We start from the raw sequence: 6,670 nt of genomic DNA on the forward strand, positions 1-6,670 counted from the left end.
GGGGCGGGCCCTGATCAGTCCTCCGTCGACGCCGTGACCGAGGGCGACGGCTGCTGGGCCGCTGCCGCGGTCTTCTTCGCCGTCGTCTTCTTGGCCACGGTCTTCTTGACGGCTGCCTTCTTGGCCGTCGCCTTCTTGGCGACGGTCTTCTTGGCGGCCGTCTTCTTGGCCGTCGTCGCCTTCTTCGTGGCGGCCTTCTTCGCCGTGGCCTTCTTCGCCGTCGCGCGGGCGGTCTTCCGGGCCGGAGCCGTCTCCTCGGCGGCTTCCTCGACGGCCTCCGCCTCGGTGGTGACCGCTGCCGCCTGGTCCGCCGGGGCCACCTGGTCCACCGTGGCCGCCTGATCCGCCGTGGCCGACGGGACGACCACGACGGCCGCCTCCTCGGACGCGGTGGACACGGTCGGCTTGCGCACCGCGCGGCGGCGCGGGCGCGGCGGCGCGGCGGTCTCGGCCACCGCCTCGGGCGCCTCGGCCGGGGACTGCCCGGCCACCGGCTCGGACGCCTGCTCGGGCTCCGACGGGGCGGCCGTGGGGACGGTCTCCATGACCGTCACCACCGCGGTCTCGGCACCCGCCGGGGAACCGGCCGGCGCGGACACCTTGCGGGTGGCCCGGCGACGCGTACGGACCCGGGGAGCGGCTTCCTCGGCAGCGGGTGCCTCGACGGGAGCCTCGGCGGGTGCCTCGACGACCGGGTCCTCGGCGGCGACCGGTACGGCGTGCGCCACGGCGGCCGGCTCCGGCTGCACCGGACGCGCGGCTTCCTGCGCGGCCGTCGTGTCCTGAGCCGTCGGCACCTGAACCGAGGGCTCCTCGGCGATGGCCGCGCCCGTGGTCTCGGCGGCGGCCGGCTCGCGACGGCGCTCCTCGCGCCTCGGCGCGCCTGCCGGTGCCGAAGCCCTCCGGCTCACCCGGCGGCGGCCGCGGCCGCGGGTGGCCGCCGCCTCCGCCTCGGCGGCACTGCTGTACAGCTCCTCGTCGGGGGTGTACTCGGGGGCCGGAAGCGCGAGCGGCTCGGCGGCTTCGGCGGCGACCTCGGCCTCCGTCTCCTCTTCCGCCTCCTGCTCCGCCGTCGTGACGACGTCGGCCTCGTGCTCGTGGAGGTGCTCCCCGGCCCCGGCCCGCGCCCGCTTCCTGCGCTTGCCGCCGCCTCCGGTGGAGGTGGGCTGGTCCAGGTGGACGATGACACCGCGCCCGTTGCAGTGGACGCAGGTCTCCGAGAACGACTCCAGCAGACCCTGGCCCACCCGCTTGCGGGTCATCTGCACCAGGCCCAGCGAGGTCACCTCGGCGACCTGGTGCTTCGTACGGTCCCGGCCCAGGCACTCGAGCAGGCGCCGCAGCACCAGGTCCCGGTTGGACTCCAGGACCATGTCGATGAAGTCGATGACGATGATGCCGCCGAGGTCGCGCAGCCGCAGCTGGCGCACGATCTCCTCGGCCGCCTCCAGGTTGTTCCTGGTGACCGTCTCCTCGAGGTTGCCGCCCTGACCGGTGAACTTGCCGGTGTTGACGTCGATGACGATCATCGCCTCGGTCCGGTCGATCACCAGCGAACCGCCGCTGGGCAGCCAGACCTTGCGGTCGAGCGCCTTGGCGAGCTGCTCGTCGATCCGGTACGTGGCGAAGACGTCGACCTCGCTGGTCCACCTCTGCAGCCGGTCGGCCAGGTCGGGCGCGACGTGCGCGACATACCCGTGGATGGTCTCCCAGGCCTCGTCGCCACTGACGATGACCTTGGAGAAGTCCTCGTTGAAGATGTCCCGCACGACCCGGACGGTCATGTCCGGCTCGCCGTACAGCAGCGTCGGCGCGTTCGAGCTGCCGCCGCTCCTGGACTTCTTCTTGATGTCCTCCCACTGCCCCTGCAGCCGCTCGACGTCACGGCGCAGCTCGTCCTCGCTCGCGCCCTCGGCGGCGGTGCGCACGATGACGCCCGCGTCCTCGGGGACGATCTTCTTGAGGATGGTCTTCAGCCGGGCCCGCTCGGTGTCGGGCAGCTTGCGGCTGATGCCGGTCATCGAGCCCTCGGGGACATACACGAGGTAGCGGCCCGGGAGGGAGACCTGGCTGGTCAGACGGGCGCCCTTGTGCCCGATCGGGTCCTTCGTCACCTGGGCGAGGACCGGCTGGCCGGACTTCAGCGCGGCCTCGATCCGGCGCGGGCCGTTGGCCATGCCCAGCGCCTCGAAGTTGACCTCACCGGCGTAGAGCACGGCGTTGCGGCCCTTGCCGATGTCGATGAAGGCGGCCTCCATCGACGGCAGCACGTTCTGCACCTTGCCGAGGTACACGTTGCCGACGTACGAGGTGGCCTGCTCCTTGTTGACGTAGTGCTCGACGAGCACCCCGTCCTCCAGGACGCCGATCTGCGTACGGTCGCCGTACTGCCGGACCACCATGACACGCTCGACGGCCTCACGACGGGCCAGGAACTCGGCCTCGGTGATGATCGGGACGCGTCGGCGGCCCTGCTCACGGCCTTCCCGGCGGCGCTGCTTCTTCGCCTCCAGACGCGTGGAGCCCTTGATGGACTGCACCTCGTCCGACGGCTCGGAGACCTTGCGCGGCTCACGGACCTTGACGACGGTGCGCTCGGGGTCGTCGCCGGATGCCTCGGCCTCGCCGCCACCGTCCCCGGCCCGGCGGCGCCGGCGACGACGGCGCCGGCTGCTGCTGGAGCCGCCCGCGGCGCCCGTGTCGTCACGGTCCTCGGCCGACTCGTCGGTGTCCTCCGCGTCGTCGGCGGAGCCGTCGTCGCTGTCCTCGGTGTCGTGCTCGGCGTCGTCCTCGGACTCGCCGCCCTCGGCGTCGGCCTCGGCGGACTCGCCGCGCCTGCGGCGACGGCCGCCCCGGCGGCGGCGACGGCGGGAGCCGGGGCCCTCGTTCTCGTCCTGGTCGTCGTCCGCGTGGTCCTCGGCCTGCTCGTCGACGTCCGTCCCGTCTTCGGTGCGGGCGTCGGGAGCGGGCTCGGTGCGGGTGCTGCCGCCGGAAGCGGCCTGGGCGGCCGGTGCCGCCTCGGTCTCATCGGCAGCGCCCCGGCGGCGGCGCCGGCGGCGGGAGGCGACGGGCTGCTCCTCCAGGAGCTCCTCGGTCTCCTCCGGCTCATCGGGCTCCACCGCACCGGCGGCCTCGGCGGCCGCTTCGGCGGCGGCCCGCTCCGGGGTCTGGAACTGGGGCTCGGTGAACACAGGGGCCTGGAAGACGGCGACCGCGGGACGTACCGGACGCTTCGTCGTCCCGGCCTCCGCGGCTCCGGCCGACCCTGCGGCGGGCCGGGCGGGCTCGGCGAATCCGGCGGCGGGCTTGCGGACCGTACGGCGACGGCGGCGCGGAGCGGCGTCGTCCGCGGCAAGCGCCTCAGACGCCTCGAGCGTCTCGGACGCCGCGGGGGTCTCGGACGCCGCGGGGATCTTCGGGGTCTCTCCGGTGGTCTCGCTCACGGGAGCCTTCGCCTCCTCGGCGGGGGAGGCGTCGGCCTCGGCGGACGGAGCGGCCTGACCGGCCTGCGCCGTCTCGGCGGTCGCGGGGGCGGAGACACGGCGCGAGGCACGACGCCGGGTGCGGCGGGGAGCCGCGTCGTCGGCGACGGCGGTCTCGGCGGTGTCCGCGGGGACGGCCTCCACGGGGGCGGCGGTGCCGGAAGCGACCGCGGTCCCGGCGGCCTGCGGGCTGTCCGCGGTCACGGTGCTCTCGGCACTCGCGGCGCTCAGGTCCGGTTCGGTGGTCCCGGCGACGGTGGCCGTCGGCGAGGTCACGCGGCGCGTGGCACGACGGCGCGCACGCGGCGGGGCCGCTTCCGCGGCCGGCGCGGTGTCCGCGGCGGGCTCGGCTGCCGGAGCGGCCGGGGTCTCGGTCGCCGGTACGACGGTCTCGGCGGCCTCCGCCGAGACCGGCTCGCTCGCGGACGAGGCCGGGCGGCGCACCACGCGACGTCGCCTGCGCGGAGCGGCGTCGTCCGCGGCGGCCGGCGCCTCGGCCCGGACCGTCACCGGCTCGGGCGTCGCGGCCGTTTCGGTCCCGGTGCCTTCCGCAGCCGCAAGCTCGTCGTTCTCGTCGAGCGGCTCGGCGGGCTCGGCGGCCGGTATGGCCGGGGCGGCCGTTTCGTCCGCCGTACCGGAGGCCGTCGCGGGCGGGCCGGCGGGGCGGGACGCGGCCCGGCGCCGGCGGCGCGGCGGCAGGGTGTCGCTGGGGCTGTTCGGTTCGGAGCCCTCTGTGGGCTCGGTCGGTTCGAGCATGCGGGGGTTTCTCCCGTCAGGCTCCCGGGCGCCGCACCTGGTCCGGCGATGCCGGTGACGTCCGCGGTTCGCGCGAAGCGCGGTTACCGCCGTCCGGGGCGCGGGCGCCGCACGGGAGCTCTCTGTGTCCTGTCTCACCGGTTCCGTACACCGAATGCGCACGGCCTGGCGAAAGTCTTGTGGTGGGTGCGCTGCCCGACCCAGGTGGCTCCCGAGGTACGAGGGCGGCGCTACGACGTCCGTCCCTACGCGGGACCTTCCTTACGCCGGCACCGTCGCGGTGGCAGTGTCACCGGCCGGATGGGGCTCGGTCGCTGCTGCCTCGCGGTCGGGCGCGAGCGGGTCGGTCACCGTGCCGGTCTCTTCATCGAGCAGCCCCTGCGCCAGCCTGGTCACCGCTGCGGGGACCGGCGGCGCCAGATCGGCCACGGCGCGGAGGCCGGACAGGACGTCGTCGGGTCGAACGGCAGGCGTCACGTGCCGAACAACCAGCCGCAGTATCGCACAGGGCCGACCAATCGGCCTATCAGCCGGTGATGAGGGCGTTTCCACGCTCTCCAGTTCCACGACCGCGGAACGGGCGTCGAACGTACGGACGCCGTTCTTCGTCCGGCGCTGCACCTCGACGGTTTCCGCCGCGTTGAAGGCGTCCACCGCTCGGCGGGCCTCCTCGGCGTCGACACCGTCCAGCCGCAGCTCCCACACCGAGGCCGTGAGCCGGTCGGCGAGCCCCGAGGTGCGGGCCTCGGCCGCCTCCACGATGTCGAGGCCGGTGGGCAGCGACTCGTCGAGGAGCGTTCTGAGCAGTTCCGGGTCGCGCTCCCGGGTGAGCGCGATCTCGAGGTACTCCGCCTCACTGCCCGTGCCGGTGGGTGCGGCATTGGCGTACGAGACCTTCGGGTGCGGCGTGAACCCCGCCGAGTACGCCATCGGTACCTCGGCACGGCGCAGCGCGCGCTCGAAGGCACGCTGGAAGTCACGGTGGCTGGTGAACCGGAGGCGGCCGCGCTTGGTGTAGCGCAGTCGGATGCGCTGCACCGCGGGTGCGGGCGGCGGGCCTTCGGGCTGTCGCTTGCCCAGTGTCGTTCAGTCCTTCGTGAGTGCGGTCGTACTGCTACCAAGAGTACGCGTGTCACCGGCGATAGGTTCCCGTCGGTTCTCATCCCGTGCCGGCCGCTGTTCCCCGACCAGCACCCGGCGGATGTCGGCGCGCGCCTGCCGCAGCGTCAGGCGCGCGGAGGCCAGGGACTGCCGGACGGCCCGTCCCGCGGCACCCGCCGCCGCGGCGGCGGGCCGCAGCACCACGTCCCTCATCACGTGCCCCACCGGTGCCAGGACACGCGTGTACACCCAGCGCACCGGTTCCACGACGGCCCACCGGAAGAGGGTCATCAGAAACCGCCCCACCGCGAGCGAGACATACCCGGTGACCCGCCAGGCATGTCCGAGGGCGTCCCAGATCTCCCGCGCGACGACGGCGAGCACCCGTCCGACCGGCACCAGAACCCAGCGCCACACGGCGAGCAGGGGCAGCACGAACAGGATCCGGGTGATCCAGTACAGCCCCGTACCGATGCCGGTGACGAGCATGCCCACCAGCCGTACCAGCCCCTTCGCGCACCAGGCGACGGCATGCCCGACGGGCGCGAGCACCCACGTGTACAGCCACACGCAGGGCACGACGACGAGGTACCGCGTGAGCCGGGCGAGGACCGCGAACACCCCGAGCCCGATCGCGGCCAGGACGGCCACGATCCCGCGCACCCCCCACATCACCCCGTGCCCGAAGGGCGTCAGCACGCGCGCGTACAGCCACACCAGCGCCCGCCCGACCGGTACGAGCACGTGCCGGTACAGCCACCCGGCAGGCACGACGACCACCAGGTTCCCGAGTCGGGCGAGCACTCCGCCGAGCGGCACGAGGACATGGCGCCACAGCCCCACCAGCGGCCACACGAAGACCGCGCGCCCGGCCCACAGCAGCGCCCGGCCGAGCGGACGGAACACGGCGCGGTCCAGCCACCGCGCGGCGGCGGCACACGCGTCCCACACCAGCCGCACCGGCAGGACCACGAGGAACACGACGACGCGCACCGGCAGGCGGACCGCCACGACCAGACACCCCTCACCCGCCGCCGCCTTCGGCTGTCGCGAGTGAGGCCGGTGCACGGGCGGTGCCGGTGTCCCGGCGTCCAGCTTCTCCAGTTCCATGCCAGTGAGGACGCCCCGGCAGGCCGTTCGGATGCACCGGCACCACCCCGTCCGCACACACCCGCAAATCTACAATGCTGTAGAAATCGGCTCTGGAGTGTCACCGCTGCGCGAACCCACCGGCCCGTCCGCACCGCGGGCATGGCGCCCGTGGGGGCAGGGTGGTCGTTCATCGTGCTGTATCTGCTCCTTTGTGCCGCGCGCCATGCCCGCGGTGCGGA

The 6,670-nt window shown here is 74.1% G+C and carries 3 protein-coding genes; all 3 read right to left on the reverse strand.

Translation table 11 applies throughout. From position 1 onward, the window contains the following. Positions 1–14 precede the first annotated feature (14 nt). On the reverse strand, positions 15–4,238 hold the full coding sequence (locus AOK11_RS25525) for an Rne/Rng family ribonuclease (RefSeq protein ID WP_055596075.1): 4,224 nt from the start codon (positions 4,236–4,238) through the stop codon (positions 15–17). Between the two features lie 261 nt (positions 4,239–4,499). Beyond that, positions 4,500–5,276, reverse strand: a complete 777-nt coding sequence (locus AOK11_RS25530) for a TIGR03936 family radical SAM-associated protein (RefSeq protein ID WP_055596076.1) — start codon at positions 5,274–5,276, stop codon at positions 4,500–4,502. 48 nt (positions 5,277–5,324) lie between these two features. After that, positions 5,325–6,449, reverse strand: a complete 1,125-nt coding sequence (locus AOK11_RS25535; RefSeq protein WP_055596077.1) for a hypothetical protein — start codon at positions 6,447–6,449, stop codon at positions 5,325–5,327. Positions 6,450–6,670: the final 221 nt, after the last annotated feature.

It is taken from the genome of Streptomyces hirsutus (genome assembly GCF_001418415.1).
Taxonomy (GTDB): Bacteria; Actinomycetota; Actinomycetes; order Streptomycetales; family Streptomycetaceae; genus Streptomyces; species Streptomyces hirsutus.

Bases quoted from the DNA above. Each gene is read 5' to 3' on its own strand.
- AOK11_RS25525 (WP_055596075.1), bottom strand. From the start codon at position 4,238: ATGCTCGAACCGACCGAGCCCACAGAGGGCTCCGAACCGAACAGCCCC.
- AOK11_RS25535 (WP_055596077.1), bottom strand. From the start codon at position 6,449: ATGGAACTGGAGAAGCTGGACGCCGGGACACCGGCACCGCCCGTGCAC.